This is a genomic window from Immundisolibacter sp. (assembly GCF_050250495.1).
Classification (GTDB): domain Bacteria; phylum Pseudomonadota; class Gammaproteobacteria; order Immundisolibacterales; family Immundisolibacteraceae; genus Immundisolibacter.
In genome coordinates this window covers 1-14,639 of the sequence record NZ_JBFWOM010000031.1, presented here as the reverse complement: position 1 = coordinate 14,639, position 14,639 = coordinate 1, and the positions used below count along the sequence as shown (strand labels likewise).

The window sequence follows — 14,639 nt, the reverse complement described above, 5'->3', positions numbered from 1 at the left end:
TTCGCGGCGAAAGAAGCCTTCGGCAAGGCGCTCGGCACCGGCATCGCGCAGGGCGTGACGCTGCCGCAGATCGCCGTGCGTCACGATGACGCCGGCCGGCCGTGGCTGGAACTCACCGGCGCCGCCGCCGAGCACTGCGCCCGGCGCAGCATCGTCGCCTGGCACCTGAGCCTCGCCGACGAGCAGGAGCACGCGGTGGCGATGGTGGTGCTGGAACGCGCCTGAGGCGCGGGCTGACTAGAACGGCTTGACGATGGTGAGGCCCACCACCGCGACGAGGATCAGCGTCGGCAGCTCGTTGAAGACCCGGAAGTAGCGCGCGCTTCGCGTGTTGCGGCCGTCGCGCAGCGCGATCCAGTGGCGCCCGCACAGCCAGTGGTAGACCACCAGCAGCGCCACCAGCGTGAGCTTGGCGTGCAGCCAGCCGGCACGGCTGTACAGGTCCCAGGCGTAGCCCAGCAGCAGGCCGAGGCCCGCCAGCACGGTCACCCAGGCGGCCGGCGTCATGATGGCCCGATAAAGACGCCGCTCCATGATCTCGAAGCGCGCCCGCTCGGCGTCGGTCGTGCAGTCCACGTGGTAGACGAACAGCCGCGGCAGGTAGAACAGGCCGGCGAACCAGCACACCATGGCGATCACGTGCAGCGCCTTCAGCCACAGCATGGCGGGTCTCCTCAGGTGTTGCCGAGCAGCGGCTCGATCGCCGCCCGCAGTTTGTCGATGGGCCACACGCCGTTGTGCACGGTGACAACGTCGCCGCTGGCGTCGATCAGCAAGAACTGCGGCGTCTGCGGCGGCACGCCGAGCCGCCGGACGAGCTTGGCGTTCACGTCGATCGCCACCGGGAACGGCAGTTCCAGCACCTCCCGCGCCGCGAGCACGCGGTTCGGCGGGTCGTAGGGCATGGCGAGCGCGATCAGTTCGAAGCCGCGCGGCTGCAGCTCCTTGTAGAGCTGCGCCAGATCGGGCATCTCGGCAATGCAGGGCGCGCAGGTGCTGGCCCAGAACACGATCAGCAACGGCTGGCCGCGCAGCGCACTCGCGGCGAGCGTGCGGCCGTCCACGACCGTGAAACTCGCATCCTCCGACAGGCGCGACGGCGCCGCCGACGCCGCCGCGCCAAGGCCGAGGCTCAAGGCAAGCACGCTGGTCAGCAGGCGACGCATGGATTCTCCGACGGTGGGAGCGCGCATTGTGCCAGCCGCCTGCCGGCGCGGTCAGTCGCCGGTACAGGCCTGTCGGCGGTGGCGCGTAAAATGCGCAGCCTGCTCTTCGATTTTCGGGTCAACACGCCGTGTCCGCGCCGCGCATTTATCTGTACGACAGCACGCTGCGCGACGGCCAGCAGACGCAGGGCATCGACTTCTCGGTCGGCGACAAGTTGGCCATCGCGCACGAGCTGGACCACCTCGGCGTCGACTACATCGAGGCCGGCTGGCCGGGCGCCAACCCCACCGACGACGCCGTGTTCGCGGCGGCGCCCACGTTCAAGCGCGCGCGTCTGGTGGCGTTTGGCATGACGCGCCGGCCGGGCCGCACACCGGCCGAGGATGCCGGCCTGCAACGCCTCATCGGCAGCGGCGCGCCGGCCATTTGTCTGGTCGGCAAGACCTGGGACTTTCACGTCACGGTCGCGCTGCGCAGCACGCTCAACGAGAACCTCGCCATGATCGAGGACAGTCTGGCGGCCTGCGTGGCGGCCGGGCGCGAGGCGCTGTTCGACGCCGAGCACTTCTTCGACGGCTACAAGGCGAACCCGGATTACGCGCTGGCGTGTCTGGACGCCGCGGCGCGCGGCGGCGCGCGCTGGATCGTGCTGTGCGACACCAACGGTGGCACGCTGCCGCACGAGGTGGAGGCCATCGTCGGCGAGGTGGTGAAGCGCATCCCCGGCGAGCGGCTCGGCATCCACTGCCACAACGACACCGAAAACGCCGTCGCCAACAGTCTGGCCGCCCTGCGCGCCGGCGTGCGGCAGGTGCAGGGCACACTGAACGGGCTCGGCGAGCGTTGCGGCAACGCGAATCTGATCTCGCTGCTGCCGACGCTGATGCTGAAGCTGGGCTACGAGACGGCGCTCGGTGCCGAAGACCTTGCGCACCTCACGCACGCCTCGCGCTTCGTGGACGAACGCCTGAACCGCCCGCCGAACCGCCACGCGCCGTACGTCGGCGAGAACGCGTTCGCCCACAAGGGCGGCCTGCACGTGTCGGCGGTGGAAAAAGACCCGCGCAGCTACGAGCACGTGCCGCCGGAGCTGCTCGGCAATCACCGCAAGATTCTGGTCTCCGACCAGGCCGGCCGCGCCAACGTGCTGGCGCTGCTGGACGAGGTGGGCCTCGCGTTGGCGGCCGACGACCCGCGCGTCGGGCAACTGGTGGAGCAGGTCAAGGCGCGCGAGATGGAGGGCTACACCTACGACGGCGCCGAGGCGAGTTTCGAGCTGCTGGCGCGTGGGCTGCTGCAGGGCCTGCCGCGCTATTTCGAGCTCGACAGCTTTCGCGTCATCGACGAACGGCGCTGGGTGGACGGGCGCCTGGTGACGCTGTCCGAGGCCACCATGAAGGTGCGCGTCGGCGGGCAGGTGCACATGACCGTGGCCGAGGGCAACGGGCCGGTCAACGCGCTTGATCTTGCGCTGCGGCAGGCACTGGCGGCGGCGTATCCCGCGCTCGCCGGCCTGCAACTGACCGACTACAAGGTGCGCATCCTGGAGTCGGGCGCCGGTACCGGTGCCGTCACCCGCGTGATGCTGGAGTGCAGCGATGAGAGCCGGCGGCGCTGGACCACCGTCGGCGCGTCCACCAACGTCATCGAGGCGTCCTGGCAGGCGCTGTCGGACGCCATCACCTACAAGCTCTGGCACGACGGCGCGGGCGGTTAACAGGACGTTGAAAAAGGGCTTCCATGCCCTTTCTGAACTCGGCTCGTCGCGACACCGGGCCGCGACCGCTACACCTTCAGCAGGTACTCGCGGTAGTGGCGAAGCTCGCGGATCGAGTCGTGGATGTCGTCGAGCGCGAGGTGCGAGGCGCGCTTCTTGAATGCCGCCGGCACGTCCGGTGCCCAGCGCATGGCGAGCTCCTTCAGCGTGCTGACGTCGAGGTTGCGGTAGTGGAAATAGGCCTCCAGCTCCGGCATCAGGCGCGCCATGAAGCGGCGGTCCTGGCAGATGCTGTTGCCGCACATGGGCGACTCGTTGCGTCCCACATGCCGGCGCAGGAAGTCGATCGTCTGGCGCTCGGCCTCGGCCTCGGTGATGCTGGAGCTGCGCACCCGCTCGACCAGGCCGCTCTTGGTGTGCTGGCGGGTGTTCCACTCGTCCATGCCGGCCAGCATTTCCTCGGCCTGGTGGATGGCGAGTACCGGGCCCTCGGCGATGACGTTGAGGTCGGCGTCGGTGACCACGGTGGCGATCTCGATGATGCCGTCCCAGGCCGTGTTCAGGCCGGTCATTTCGAGGTCGATCCAGATCAGTGGACCGGCTTTGGCTGCGGGCATCGGAAGTCCAGAGGCGCCGGAAAACCGGCCGGGCGAGGGGAAATCGGGGGGGGCGCGGACTATAGCACGCAGGCCCTGATCGCCCTGTTCGGCATGGCCGGACAGGCAAGCCATGGATTGGCTTGCGCGCGGATCAAGCACGCATCGTGTTTGATCCGCGGAGGCCCATCGCGGACCTGCGCCGCGATGGGCCGAGTTGAAAAAGGGCACGGATGCCCTTTTTCAATCACCCGTCAACCCTCAACTGCCGTAGTCGCGCCGGCCGAGCAGCGCCTGGCGCAGCGTGCCGCCATCCACGAATTCGAGGTCGCCGCCGAGCGGCACGCCGTGGGCGATGCGCGTGCTGCGGATGCCGCGGGCGCGGGCGAGCTCGGCGATGTAGTGCGCGGTGGCCTCGCCTTCCACGGTGGGGTTGGTGGCGAGGATCAACTCGCGCACCTCGCCCACGTCGAGCCGCGCTTCGAGCCGGTCGAGTTCGAGTTCTTCCGGGCCGATGCCGTCGAGGGGCGACAAATGCCCGTGCAGCACGTAGTAGAGCCCCTGAAAGCCACTGGCGCCGTCGATGGCCTGCACGTCGGCCGGGCTCTCGACCACGCACAGCAGGCTGGGGTCGCGCTGCGGCGCGCTGCACAGGGCGCACACCTCGAGTTCGGTGAGGTTGCGGCACTGCTGACAGCGGCCGACGCGCTCCATGGCGTCCAGCAGCACCTGGCCGAGGCGTCGGCCGCCGTCGCGGTCGCGCACCAGCAGGTGAAACGCCATGCGCCGCGCCGATTTGGGGCCGACGCCCGGCAGACGTTGCAGGGCCTGCGTCAGCGCGTCGATCAGGTTCTGGGCCACGCCCGGCTCAGACGCGTCAGAACGGCAGGTTCATGCCCGGCAGCTTGAAGCCGCCGAGCGCGCCGCCCATGTGCTCCTGCGTGGCCTGCTCGACCTTGCGCAGCGCGTCGTTCATGGCGGCGGCGACCAGATCCTCCAGCATGTCGCGGTCGTCGCCGACCAGGCTCGGGTCGATGGCGACGCGCCGCACCTGGTGGTTGCAGCTCATGGTGACGGTGACCAGGCCGCCGCCGGCGGCGCCGCTGACCTCGATGCTGGCCAGTGCCTGCTGCGCCTTCTGCATGGCTTCCTGCATGCGCTGCGCCTGCTGCATGAGCTGGTTCATGTTGCCTTTCATGGGCCTTCCTCAGTGATGCGTGCGACGCAGTGTACCCAGCGGGAACGGCGTCAGTCCGAGCGCGCCGAGCCGTCGACGAGGCGTGCGTCGAGCGTCTGCATCAGCCCGCGCACGGTGGGGTCGGCCTCCAGCGTCTCGCGTGCCTGCGCCGCGCGTGCGGCATCGGCGCGGGCGGCTTGCTGTGCCGGCGTGTCGGCGGCCTCGGCTTCGGTGCCGAACTCCACTCGCGCCGCTGCGCCGATCAGCTTCGACAGCGCATCGGTCAGCGCCGCGCGCGTGGCGGGCGTCAGCAGGCTGCGGCTGCGGGCGTCGACGGCGAAATCGAACTGCTCGCCGCGGCGCGCGCGCAGAACGCAGTGCTGGGCGAGCTGCTGGGCGGCGCCGCGCAGGCCGAGCCTGGGCACGATGGCGGACCAGTCGTCGTCGATCGGGCCGGGTGCCACGGCGCCCTGCACATCCGCAGCGGGCGCCGGTGGTGCAGGGCGCGGCGCGGCGGGCGCGGCCGAAGCCGGCGCCCGTGCCGGTGCGGGCGAGTCTCCAGTTGTGGGCACAGGCTGTGGCGCAGGCGCGCGGTGGGGCGCCTGTGGCGGCGCCGGGGCCTCGCCAGCGCCGCCCGCCGGGCGAAACACCAGCAGGCGCAGTAGCAGCATTTCGAGCCCGCTGGCCGGATCGGGCGCGAGCGGCAGGTCGCGCCGGCCGAGCAGCGCCATCTGGTAGTAGAGCTGCACGTCCTCGGCCGGCAGACGCGCGGCGAGCGTCTGCACCACGGCCGGGTCGGCATCGGCCGCCAGCGTTGCGCCCGGCACCGCCTGGCACAGCGCGATCTGGTGCAGCAGGCGCAGCAGGTCGTCGAGCACGGCGCCAGGATCAGCCGCCTGGGCATTGGCTTCGGCGAGCGCCGCCAGCAGCGCCGCGCCGTCGGCGTCAGCAACTGCGTCCAGCAGGCGCGGCGCGTGGCTGCGGTCGAGCGTGCCCAGCATGGCGCGCACGGCATCGGCCTCGATCTGCCCGCCGCCGTGCGCCAGCGCCTGGTCGAGCAGGCTCAGCGCGTCGCGCATGCTGCCGGCGGCGGCGCGGGCGATCAGCTCCACCGCCGCCGCATCGGGCGCGATCTGTTCCGCGTGCAGCACGCGCGTGAGCTGGCCCGACACCTGCTCCGGCGTCAGCGCGCGCAGGTTGAACTGCAGGCACCTCGACAGGATGGTGGCCGGAATCTTCTGCGGGTCGGTGGTCGCCAGCAGGAACTTGATGTGCGGCGGCGGCTCTTCGAGCGTCTTCAGCAGCGCGTTGAAGCTGCTCTTCGAGAACATGTGCACCTCGTCGATGAGGTACACCTTGTAGCGGCCCTGGGTGGGCGCGTACTGAACGTTTTCCAGCAGCTCGCGGGTGTCGTCGACACCGGTGCGCGAGGCGGCATCGACCTCGATCAGGTCCATGAAGCGCCCGCCGTCGATGGCGACGCAGGCCGCACACTCGCCGCACGGCTCGGCGCTGACGCCCTGCTCGCAGTTCAGCGCCTTGGCGAACAGCCGCGCGACGGTGGTCTTGCCGACGCCGCGCGTGCCGGTGAACAGATACGCGTGGTGCAGGCGGTCGCCGGCAAGCGCGTTGCCCAGCGCCCGGCGCACGTGCTCCTGACCGACCATGTCGGCGAAGCGGCGCGGGCGCCACTTGCGGGCGAGCGCCTGGTAGCTCATGGGGAGGCGAGGAAGCGCCGATGCCGGCGCTGACCATCCGGGGCAGGATGCCCCGGCATTGATCGGGGCGTTGCCCCGATCAATGGAGCGCAGCGCGGGCGTGCACCGCGCTGCAGCGAGCTGAAAAATTCCAGGACGGAATTTTTCAGTGGATCACAAAGGGCGGCGGAACCTGCCAGCCGGGCCCCGGCGCCTGAATCGCTTGCTACCGTTGCTCCCTTCCGGGCCTGGCGGGGTTCACGAGCTATCACCGCGGGGAGACTGGCAGGCCCGCCATTGAAAGGAGGGAAATGGCGGAGAGGGAGGGATTCGAACCCTCGATACGCTTTTGACGTATACACACTTTCCAGGCGTGCTCCTTCAACCACTCGGACACCTCTCCGGGATGCGGCCCCGGCCGTGAGGAGCGTGGAGCACGGCCGGTTCGGACGCGGCCAAGCCAGTCGGCCTGGCGCTGCGCCACCAGAATGTTGAAAAAGGGCTCTCCTGCCCTTTTTCAATTCGGCTCGTCGCGGCGCATGTCCGCGACGGCCTCCGAAAATCGGGCACCCAGTGCCTGATTTTCGAGCAAGCCATCCGTGGCTTGCCCTGACGGACCGTCTCCCGGACGGTCCGTCAGTGACATCAACTAACGCGCGAGTAGTACTCGACGACGAAGTTTTCCTGCACTTCCAGCGGGATGTCGGCGCGCTCGGGCAGGTGCCGGAACGTGCCGGTCATCTTGCCGGCGTCCAGATCCAGGTAATCCGGCAGGCTCAGCGACGGCGACTGCAGGGTCTCCACGATCACCGGGTGCTGGCGGCTGCCCTCGCACACGCCGATCACGTCGCCCGGGCGCAGCGGGTAGCTTGGCACGTCCACGCGGCGGCCGTTCACGGTGATGTGGCCGTGCTTGACCACCTGCCGGGCGGCCGGGATGGTCGGCGCGAAGCCGAGCCGGAACACCACGTTGTCGAGGCGCGATTCGAGCAGTGCCAGCAGGTTCTTGCCGGTGTCACCCTTGCGACGGGCGGCGGTCTTGAAGTAGTTGCGCAGCTGGCGCTCACCCAAGCCGTAGTTGTAGACGAGCTTCTGCTTCTCGTCGAGGCGCAGGCGGTAGTCGCTGGCGCGGCCGCGACGGGCGCCGTGCTGGCCGGGCGGATTGCTGCGCACGCCGTCGGTCTTGCGCGTAAGACCGGGCAGTTGCTGCTGAAAGCGGCGCACTACTCTGAGCCGGGGACCGGTATACCGTGCCATCGATGCTGTGTCCTGACCTGAAAAAAACGCCGGGCAGGGGCCCGGCGTCTGAAAACAAGGGGCGAATCTTACCCGCGCCGGCGCGACGGTTTCAAGCCGCCGCCACTGGGGCGCCTGTTGGGTCGGACGGCGGGACGCGGTGGCGGCGCAGGAGAAAGGCTCGCGAGTTCCGCCGCGGTGGCCTCACGAAAACGGCCGCGGGCGAGTGCCCGGGGCAGATACAGCGGGCCAAAACGCACGCGCAGCAGGCGGCTCACGACCACGCCCTGCGACTCCCACAGGCGGCGCACCAGGCGATTGCGGCCCTCGTCCACGGTGACCGAGTACCAGCGGTTGCGGCCCTCGCCGCCGGCCGGTGCGATGGTCAGGAACCGCGCCGGGCCGTCGTCGAGTTCGACGCCGCTCTTGAGCCGCTCCAGCGTCGCGCCGTCCACCTCGCCGTTCACGCGCACGGCGTACTCGCGCTGCAGATGCCCGGACGGGTGCATCAGGCGGTTGGCGAGCGCGCCGTCGGTGGTCAGCAGCAGGAGACCCGAACTATTGATGTCGAGCCGGCCAACGGTAATCCAGCGCCCGGACGGCAGCGGCGGCAGGCGGTCGAACACGGTCGGCCGGCCTTCCGGATCGTGACGCGTGCACAGCTCGCCTTCAGGCTTGTGGTATAGCAGCAGGCGCGGTTTGGGCGGCGCCGTGCGGCTTACCGGCTGGCCGTCGACGGCGATGCGGTCCGCCGGGCCGACGCTCTGGCCGATGACGGCGGTCTGCCCGTTGACCTGCACGCGCCCGGCGCGGATCCAGTCCTCGACCTGCCGGCGCGAGCCCAGGCCCAGCGTCGCCAGCAGCTTGTGCAGCCGCTCGCCGGCGGCGGGTTTGGGCGCGTCGCGCATGGTCAATCGGCCTCGGGCAGCACGGACAGTTGCAGGTCGCCGATGCGCTCGTCGTCGGGGTTCGCGAGATCGGCGAGCGCCGGCAGTTCGCCGAGACCGCGCAGGCCGAAGTAGTCGAGAAACGCCTTGGTGGTGCCGAACACCGCCGGCCGACCCGGTACCTCGCGATGGCCCAGCACGCGCACCCAACCGCGGTCGACCAGGGTCTTGATCATGCCGCTGCCCAAGCTGACCCCGCGAATGTCCTCGATGTCGGCGCGTGTCACCGGCTGGCGGTAGGCGATGATGGCGAGCGTCTCCAGGATGGCGCGCGAGTAGCGCGGCGCGCGCTCGGCGAGTAGCGCGGCGACCGTGTCGGCGTAGGCGGCGCGCACCTGGTAGCGGTAGCCGCTCGCGGTATGCGCGAGTTCAATCGCGCGGCCGGCGCATTCGAGCGTGAGTTCGTCGATGGCGCGCAGCACGTCCTCCCGGCTCGCGCCCTGCCCGCCCGGCGCAAGGCCGCGCAGGCGCTCGACGTCGAGCGGTTCGCTTGCCACCAGCAGCGCGGCCTCGATGATGCGCGCAAGCTCCATCAGGCGGCCCGGCGCAGGTAAATCGGCCCGTAGGCCTCGTTCTGGGCAAGATCGATCAGGTGCTCGCGGGTGAGCTCAAGGATGGCGATGAAGCTCACCACGACGCCCGGGCGGCCCTCGGCCGCGTCGAGCAGCGTCGCGAGCGCCGTGAACTCGCCCGTGCCGAGGCGCTCCAGGATCAGGCTCATGCGCTCGCGCACGGACAGCGGCTCGCGGTGCACATGGTGGTGGGCACTGAGCGCGCTGCGGGCGAGCACGTCGGTCATCGCCGCCAGCAGCTCGTCGAGGCTGACCGCGACCTGCGCCGATGGGCGCTCGTCGGGCGGCAGGGCGACCGCGAGCGGCAGCACGTCGCGCCCGAACTGCGGGCGCAGCGCCAGCACCTCGCTCGCGTGGCGAAAGCGCGCGTAGTCCTGCAGGCGGCGTACCAGCGCGGCGCGCGGGTCGTCTTCCTCGGTGTCGCCCTCGGGGCGCGGCAGCAGCATGCGCGATTTGATCTCGGTGAGCACGGCGGCCATCACCAGGTAATCGGCCGCGAGTTCCAGGCGCAGCTCGCGCATGAGCTCCACGTAGGCCATGTACTGCTCGGCGACCTGCGCCACCGGGATGTCGAGAATGTCGAGGTTCTGGCGGCGGATCAGCCACAGCAGCAGATCCAGCGGTCCCTCGAAGGTTTCGAGGAATACCTCCAGCGCGTCCGGCGGGATGTAGAGGTCCTCCGGCAGGCGCAGCAGCGGCGCTCCGTGCACGCGCGCGAGCGGCAGTTCCTGCTGGGCGGGTTCGTCTGCGATAGTGCCCTCGACGCTGCTCACGGCGCTCAGCGGTAGCCCAGCCCCATCACTTGGCGCACCTCGTCGAGCGTCTCGCGCGCCACTTCGCGCGCCTGCTCGCAGCCGCCGGCGATGATCTCGCGCACCAGCCCCGGGTCGTCCTCGAACGGCCGGGCGCGCTCGCGGAACACCGCGAGCTCCGCCTGTACGGCGTCGACGAGCGGCTTCTTGCAGTCAAGACAGCCAATGCCGGCGCTGCGGCAGCCGTCCTGCACCCAGGCGCGCTGGTTCTCGTCCGAGTACACCTGGTGCAGCGCCCACACCGGGCACTTGTCGGGGTCGCCGGGGTCGCTGCGGCGCACGCGGGCGGGGTCGGTCGGCATGGTGCGCAGCTTGTGCGCCACCGTGTCCGGGTCTTCGCGAAGGCCAATGGCGTTGCCGTAGGACTTCGACATCTTGCGCCCGTCGAGGCCCGGCATCTTGGCGGTTTCGGTCAGCAGCGGCTGCGGTTCCGGCAGCACGATGATGCCGGCGCCCTCCAGGTAACCCAGGAGGCGCTCGCGGTCGCCGATGCTGATGTTGGCCTGGCCGCGGATCAGCGCCTGGGCGACCGCCAGCGCCTCCTGATCGCCGCGTTCCTGATACGCGCGGCGGTTGTCCTCGTACAGCTGCGCCTGCTTCTTGCCCATCTTGCGCAGCGCCGCCTGCACCTTGGCCTCGAAGTCCGGCTCGCGGCCGTACAGGTGGTTGAAGCGCCGCGCCACCTCGCGCGTGAGTTCGAGGTGCGCCACCTGGTCCTCGCCCACCGGCACCAGCGTCGCCTTGTAGACCAGGATGTCGGCACCCTGCAGCAGCGGGTAGCCGAGAAAGCCGTAGGTGGCCAGATCGCGCTCGCGCAGTTGTTCCTGCTGTTCCTTGTAGGTCGGCACGCGCTCGAGCCAGCCCAGCGGCGTGATCATCGACAGCAGCAAGTGCAACTCGGCGTGCTCGGGCACGCGCGACTGCACGAACAGCACCGCGCTGCCCGGATCGACGCCGGCCGCCAGCCAGTCGACGATCATGTCCTGCGTGTGGGCGGCCACCTGCTGCGGGTTCTCGTACTCGGTGGTCAGCGCGTGCCAGTCGGCGGCAAAGAAGAAACACCGCTTCTGGTGCTGCAGCTGCACCCAGTTCTTCAGCACGCCGTGGTAGTGCCCAAGGTGCAGGCGCCCGGTCGGGCGCATGCCGGACAGAACCCGATCGTCAGCGTTCAAGCGGACCCTCCCAGGCCAACCAGCGTCAATAGTAGTTCGTTGAATAGGCCGATGGCCGGTTGCAGCAGCCGGCCGAGCACGCCCGTCATCAGCAGCGCCAGCACGATCATGAGGCCGTATGGCTCGATGGCCGCAAAGCGCGCCGCCTGCGGCATCGGCAGAATGCCGGTCAGCACCCGCCCGCCGTCGAGCGGCGGCACCGGCACCAGATTCAGCACCATCAGGATGAGGTTGATGGCGATGCCGGCCTGAGCCATGAAAAACAATGGCTGCGCGGCCCACGGCATGGTCTGCAGGAAGGCCACCGACAGGCGCAGCAGCAGCGCCCAGCCGATGGCCATCAGCAGGTTCGACAGCGGCCCCGCGGCGGCCACGATGGCCATGTCCCGCTTGGGGTTGTTGAGGTTGCGGTAACCGATCGGCACGGGCTTGGCCCAGCCGAACAGAAACCCGCCCGGCAGCAGCAGCATCACCAGCGGCACCAGCACCGTGCCGATCGGGTCGATGTGCTTGAGCGGGTTCAGCGTGAGGCGGCCCATCATCTGCGCCGTGCGGTCGCCCAGGCGGCTCGCCACATAGCCATGCGCCACCTCGTGCACGGTGATGGCGAACAGCACCGGCAGCGCCCAGATGGCGATCTTCTGCGGCAGGGAAAAATCGAGCATGGAAGCCGCCCCCGGCGGCCGGCCTCAGTGGCCCTGGTAGCGGCCGGGGCGCTTCTCGAAGAACGCCGTCAGCGCCTCGGCGTGGTCGGCCGTGCCGTGGCAGGCCGCCTGCAGCGCGGCGCTGTAGTCGAGAAAGTGTTTCAGATCCATGGCCTGCCCGGCGCGCAGCAGGCGCTTGCCAAGCCGCAGCGCCTGCGGCGGCTTGGCGGCGATCTGCGTGGCGAGATCCTGCGCGCGCGCCATGAGGTCGGCCGGCGGCAGCACCTCCAGCACGATGCCAAGCCGCAGCGCCTCGTCGGCATCCACGAGACGACCGGTGAAGGTGAGCTCCGCCGCCCGCTGGTGACCGAGCGCGCGCGGCAGAAACCACGCCCCGCCGTCGCCGGGGATGATGCCGAGGTTCAGGAAGGTCTCGCCAAAGCGCGCCGTGGTGGACGCCAGGCGCAGGTCGCACATCATGGCGACGTCAAAGCCCGCGCCGACCGCCGCGCCGTTCACGGCCGCGATCACCGGTACTTCGAGTTCGTACAGCGCGAGCGGAATGCGCTGGATGCCGAGCCGGTACGACTGCTGGATGTCCATGGCGCTGCCGGCGAAGATGCCGTCCCTGGCCTGCATCTTCTTCACGTTGCCGCCGGACGAGAACGCCTCGCCGGCACCGGTGACGATCAGCACCGAGATGTCCTGCCGCGCCGGGATCAGCGACAGCACCGACACGATCTCGTCGATCATGCCCTCGTCGCTGATGGCGTTGCGCGTCGCCGGCTGGTTGAAGGTGAGCGTGGCGACGCGGTCGGCCACCTCGAACAGGACGTGCTGGTAGCTCATGGCGGTTCCGGTGGGCGGTGATCAGAGCGCGCAGTGGCCGGCGTCGACCACGTGGGCGGCGATGCGCTGGCGCAGCGTGAGCAGGTCCGCCGCCGGGCGCGCCACGGCCGGCGCCGTTATGCCAAGGTGCGTGGCGGCTTCTGCGGCGAGCTGCGCCACCTGCGCGGCGGCCTGCGCCAGCACCAGCAGCGCGACGTCGTCGTGTACGGGCAGGCGGAGCGGGTGGCGGGCGACGCGCAACGCGGTCGATTCGGCGAGGTAAATGGCCGTCATCATGTCCGCCAGGTGCGCCATCAGTTCCTGGTCGGCATCGAAACCCTTGCCGCTGCCGTGCTGTTCCAGCGCGGCGCTGAAGCAGGCCGCGTGCGCCGCCTTCATGCTGGCGAGCGGGTCGTCGCCGCCGCCGGTGAGCTTAAGTTCACCCGCGCCGAGCTTCTTCAGCAGCGTGCGCGGCATGACGATGCGGTTGATCTCGTTGGTGCCCTCGTAGATGCGGGCGATGCGCGCGTCGCGCACATACTTGGCGGCCGGGTATTCCTCAAGGAACCCGTAGCCGCCGAACATCTGCAGCGCCTCGTCGGCCACCCGCGCCAGCAACTCGGAGCCGGCGATCTTGGCGATCGAGCATTCGAGCGCGAAGTCCTGCAGCGCCGCGAGCTTGGCCTCGCCGCTGCGACCGCCGGCGTTGGCGAGCGCGTCGATGGCGCCGCCGGCGCGGTAGATGGCGCTCTCGACGGCGTAGATGTCCGCCGCCGCCTGGCCGACCTTGCGCCGGATCATGCCGAAGTCGACGATGCGCTGGCCGAACTGCTTGCGTCCGGCGGCATAGTCGAGCGCCGCGTCGAGCGCGCACTTGGCGCTGCCGAGCGCCGTGCCGCCGAGCTTGTAGCGGCCGTTGTTCAGGATGTTGAAGGCGATCACGTGGCCGCGGCCGATCTGCCCCAGCACGTTCTCACGCGCGATGCGCGCGTCCTGCAGGATCACCTGCCGCGTGGACGAACCCGCCATGCCGAGCTTGTGCTCCTCGGCGCCGAGACTCACGCCCGGCGCGTCGAACGGCACGATGAAGCAGGTGAAGCCGGTCTGACCGTCCACCTCGCCCTGCACCTTGGCGAACACGAAGCCGACGTCGGCGATGCCCGCGTTGGTGATGAACTGCTTGGTGCCGCTGAGCACCCACTGGTCGCCGTCCAGCACCGCCGTGGTCCGCGCGGCCAGCGCGTCCGAGCCGGAGCCGGGTTCGGTCAGGCAGTAGCAGCCGCGCAGCTCGCCGCTGGCAAAGCCGGGCAACCACTGCGCCTTCTGTGCATCGCTGCCGAACAGCGCCACCGGCAGCGAGCCGATGCCGTTTTGCACCATCAGCGTGAGCATGAACGACTGCTCGCGCCCGGTGCTTTCCAGCACCCGCATCGACACCGGCAGCGGCAGGTCGAGCCCGCCGTGTTCCTCCGGCAGGTCGAGCATGGTCAGGCCGAGCTCCGACGCCTGCTGCATCAGCGCATCGAGCACGCCGGGTGTCTTGGCCTCGATGTCGTTCAGACGCGGCCACACCTGTTCGTCGCAAAAGCGCCGGGCGGTGTCGAACAGCGCCCGCTGCTCGGCGTCGAAATCCTCGGGCGTGAAGATCGCGCCCGGCGCCTGCGCCGGGTCCAGAAAGGCGCCGCCGTGGGTGTTGCTCATGGTCGGATGCGTGCGGTGAGGGCTGCGGGCTTGCTTCGGCCGGCCTGCTTCGGCGGGCCTATTTCGGCGCCAGGCGAATGGCGCCGTCAAGACGGATGGTTTCGCCGTTCAGCAGCACGTTCTCGACGATGACCTGCACCAGCGCCGCGTACTCGGCGGGATCGCCGAGCCGCGCCGGAAACGGCACGCTGGCGCCAAGACTTTGCTGCACCGAATCGGGCAACGATTCTAGCATCGGGGTCTTGAACAGCCCGGGCGCGATGCTCACCACGCGGATGCCGTGGCGGGCGAACTCGCGCGCCAGCGGCAGCGTCATGCCGACCACGCCGCCCTTGGACGCCGAATACGCCGCCTGGCCGATCTGGCCGTCGAA

The 14,639-nt window shown here is 70.0% G+C and carries 17 protein-coding genes, 1 tRNA gene and 1 other RNA gene; 2 read left to right on the top strand and 17 right to left on the bottom strand.

All coding sequences use genetic code 11. The features are described from left to right. Positions 1-225: holo-ACP synthase (locus tag AB7F93_RS13425; protein WP_428303415.1), on the top strand; the 225-nt coding region annotated here is incomplete at its 5' end. A 12-nt stretch (positions 226-237) separates the two neighbouring features. Here AB7F93_RS13425 and hemJ read toward each other — a convergent pair. Both hemJ and AB7F93_RS13415 read right to left on the bottom strand, forming a co-directional pair. Further along, a complete protein-coding gene (gene hemJ, locus AB7F93_RS13420; RefSeq protein ID WP_428303414.1) occupies positions 238-663 on the bottom strand; it encodes a protoporphyrinogen oxidase HemJ in 426 nt (141 codons plus the stop codon). Between the two features lie 11 nt (positions 664-674). Continuing rightward, positions 675-1,166 carry a TlpA disulfide reductase family protein gene (locus tag AB7F93_RS13415; RefSeq protein ID WP_428303413.1) on the bottom strand — a complete coding sequence of 164 codons (492 nt, stop codon included), beginning with the start codon at positions 1,164-1,166 and terminating at the stop codon, positions 675-677. Positions 1,167-1,294: 128 nt separating this feature from the next. Here AB7F93_RS13415 and cimA point away from each other — a divergent pair, with 128 nt between their 5' ends. Continuing rightward, the gene (gene cimA / locus AB7F93_RS13410) at positions 1,295-2,884 is read left to right on the top strand and encodes a citramalate synthase (protein WP_428303412.1); all 1,590 of its coding nucleotides are present in this window, start codon (positions 1,295-1,297) and stop codon (positions 2,882-2,884) included. Positions 2,885-2,952: 68 nt separating this feature from the next. On the opposite strand, the gene orn is transcribed toward cimA, so the two are convergent. From orn to AB7F93_RS13335, 15 genes are all read right to left on the bottom strand, one after another. Continuing rightward, complete coding sequence (gene orn, locus AB7F93_RS13405; RefSeq protein WP_428303411.1) at positions 2,953-3,501, bottom strand: oligoribonuclease; 549 nt, start codon at positions 3,499-3,501, stop codon at positions 2,953-2,955. Positions 3,502-3,741: 240 nt separating this feature from the next. Beyond that, positions 3,742-4,341: a recombination mediator RecR gene (recR, locus tag AB7F93_RS13400; protein ID WP_428303410.1), complete on the bottom strand. Its 600-nt coding sequence runs from the start codon at positions 4,339-4,341 to the stop codon at positions 3,742-3,744. 16 nt (positions 4,342-4,357) lie between these two features. Continuing rightward, positions 4,358-4,678, bottom strand: a complete 321-nt coding sequence (locus tag AB7F93_RS13395; protein ID WP_428303409.1) for a YbaB/EbfC family nucleoid-associated protein — start codon at positions 4,676-4,678, stop codon at positions 4,358-4,360. 50 nt (positions 4,679-4,728) lie between these two features. Then, the gene (gene dnaX / locus AB7F93_RS13390) at positions 4,729-6,375 is read right to left on the bottom strand and encodes a DNA polymerase III subunit gamma/tau (RefSeq protein WP_428303408.1); all 1,647 of its coding nucleotides are present in this window, start codon (positions 6,373-6,375) and stop codon (positions 4,729-4,731) included. Between the two features lie 170 nt (positions 6,376-6,545). Further along, positions 6,546-6,642, bottom strand: an RNA gene (gene ffs, locus AB7F93_RS13385) — signal recognition particle sRNA small type. A gap of 24 nt (positions 6,643-6,666) precedes the next feature. Further along, positions 6,667-6,757 (bottom strand) — tRNA-Ser (locus AB7F93_RS13380). Between the two features lie 242 nt (positions 6,758-6,999). Beyond that, the gene (rpsD, locus tag AB7F93_RS13375) at positions 7,000-7,611 is read right to left on the bottom strand and encodes a 30S ribosomal protein S4 (RefSeq protein WP_428303407.1); all 612 of its coding nucleotides are present in this window, start codon (positions 7,609-7,611) and stop codon (positions 7,000-7,002) included. A 68-nt stretch (positions 7,612-7,679) separates the two neighbouring features. Beyond that, entirely contained in the window at positions 7,680-8,498 is an 819-nt protein-coding gene (rluB, locus tag AB7F93_RS13370) for a 23S rRNA pseudouridine(2605) synthase RluB (RefSeq protein ID WP_428303406.1), read from the bottom strand. Positions 8,499-8,500: 2 nt separating this feature from the next. After that, complete coding sequence (scpB, locus tag AB7F93_RS13365; protein ID WP_428303405.1) at positions 8,501-9,070, bottom strand: SMC-Scp complex subunit ScpB; 570 nt, start codon at positions 9,068-9,070, stop codon at positions 8,501-8,503. Beyond that, entirely contained in the window at positions 9,070-9,882 is an 813-nt protein-coding gene (locus tag AB7F93_RS13360; protein WP_428303404.1) for a segregation and condensation protein A, read from the bottom strand. Before AB7F93_RS13360 ends, scpB begins: the two co-directional genes overlap by 1 nt. 5 nt (positions 9,883-9,887) lie before the next feature. Next, positions 9,888-11,093, bottom strand: a complete 1,206-nt coding sequence (locus AB7F93_RS13355; RefSeq protein ID WP_428303403.1) for a tryptophan--tRNA ligase — start codon at positions 11,091-11,093, stop codon at positions 9,888-9,890. Then, a complete protein-coding gene (locus AB7F93_RS13350) occupies positions 11,090-11,758 on the bottom strand; it encodes a site-2 protease family protein (protein ID WP_428303402.1) in 669 nt (222 codons plus the stop codon). Before AB7F93_RS13350 ends, AB7F93_RS13355 begins: the two co-directional genes overlap by 4 nt. A 24-nt stretch (positions 11,759-11,782) precedes the next feature. Continuing rightward, positions 11,783-12,586: a crotonase/enoyl-CoA hydratase family protein gene (locus AB7F93_RS13345; RefSeq protein WP_428303401.1), complete on the bottom strand. Its 804-nt coding sequence runs from the start codon at positions 12,584-12,586 to the stop codon at positions 11,783-11,785. A gap of 21 nt (positions 12,587-12,607) precedes the next feature. Next, positions 12,608-14,266 carry an acyl-CoA dehydrogenase family protein gene (locus AB7F93_RS13340; RefSeq protein WP_428303400.1) on the bottom strand — a complete coding sequence of 553 codons (1,659 nt, stop codon included), beginning with the start codon at positions 14,264-14,266 and terminating at the stop codon, positions 12,608-12,610. A gap of 58 nt (positions 14,267-14,324) precedes the next feature. Next, positions 14,325-14,639, bottom strand: a 315-nt coding sequence (locus tag AB7F93_RS13335) for an SDR family NAD(P)-dependent oxidoreductase (protein WP_428303399.1), incomplete at its 5' end; no start/stop codon positions are given.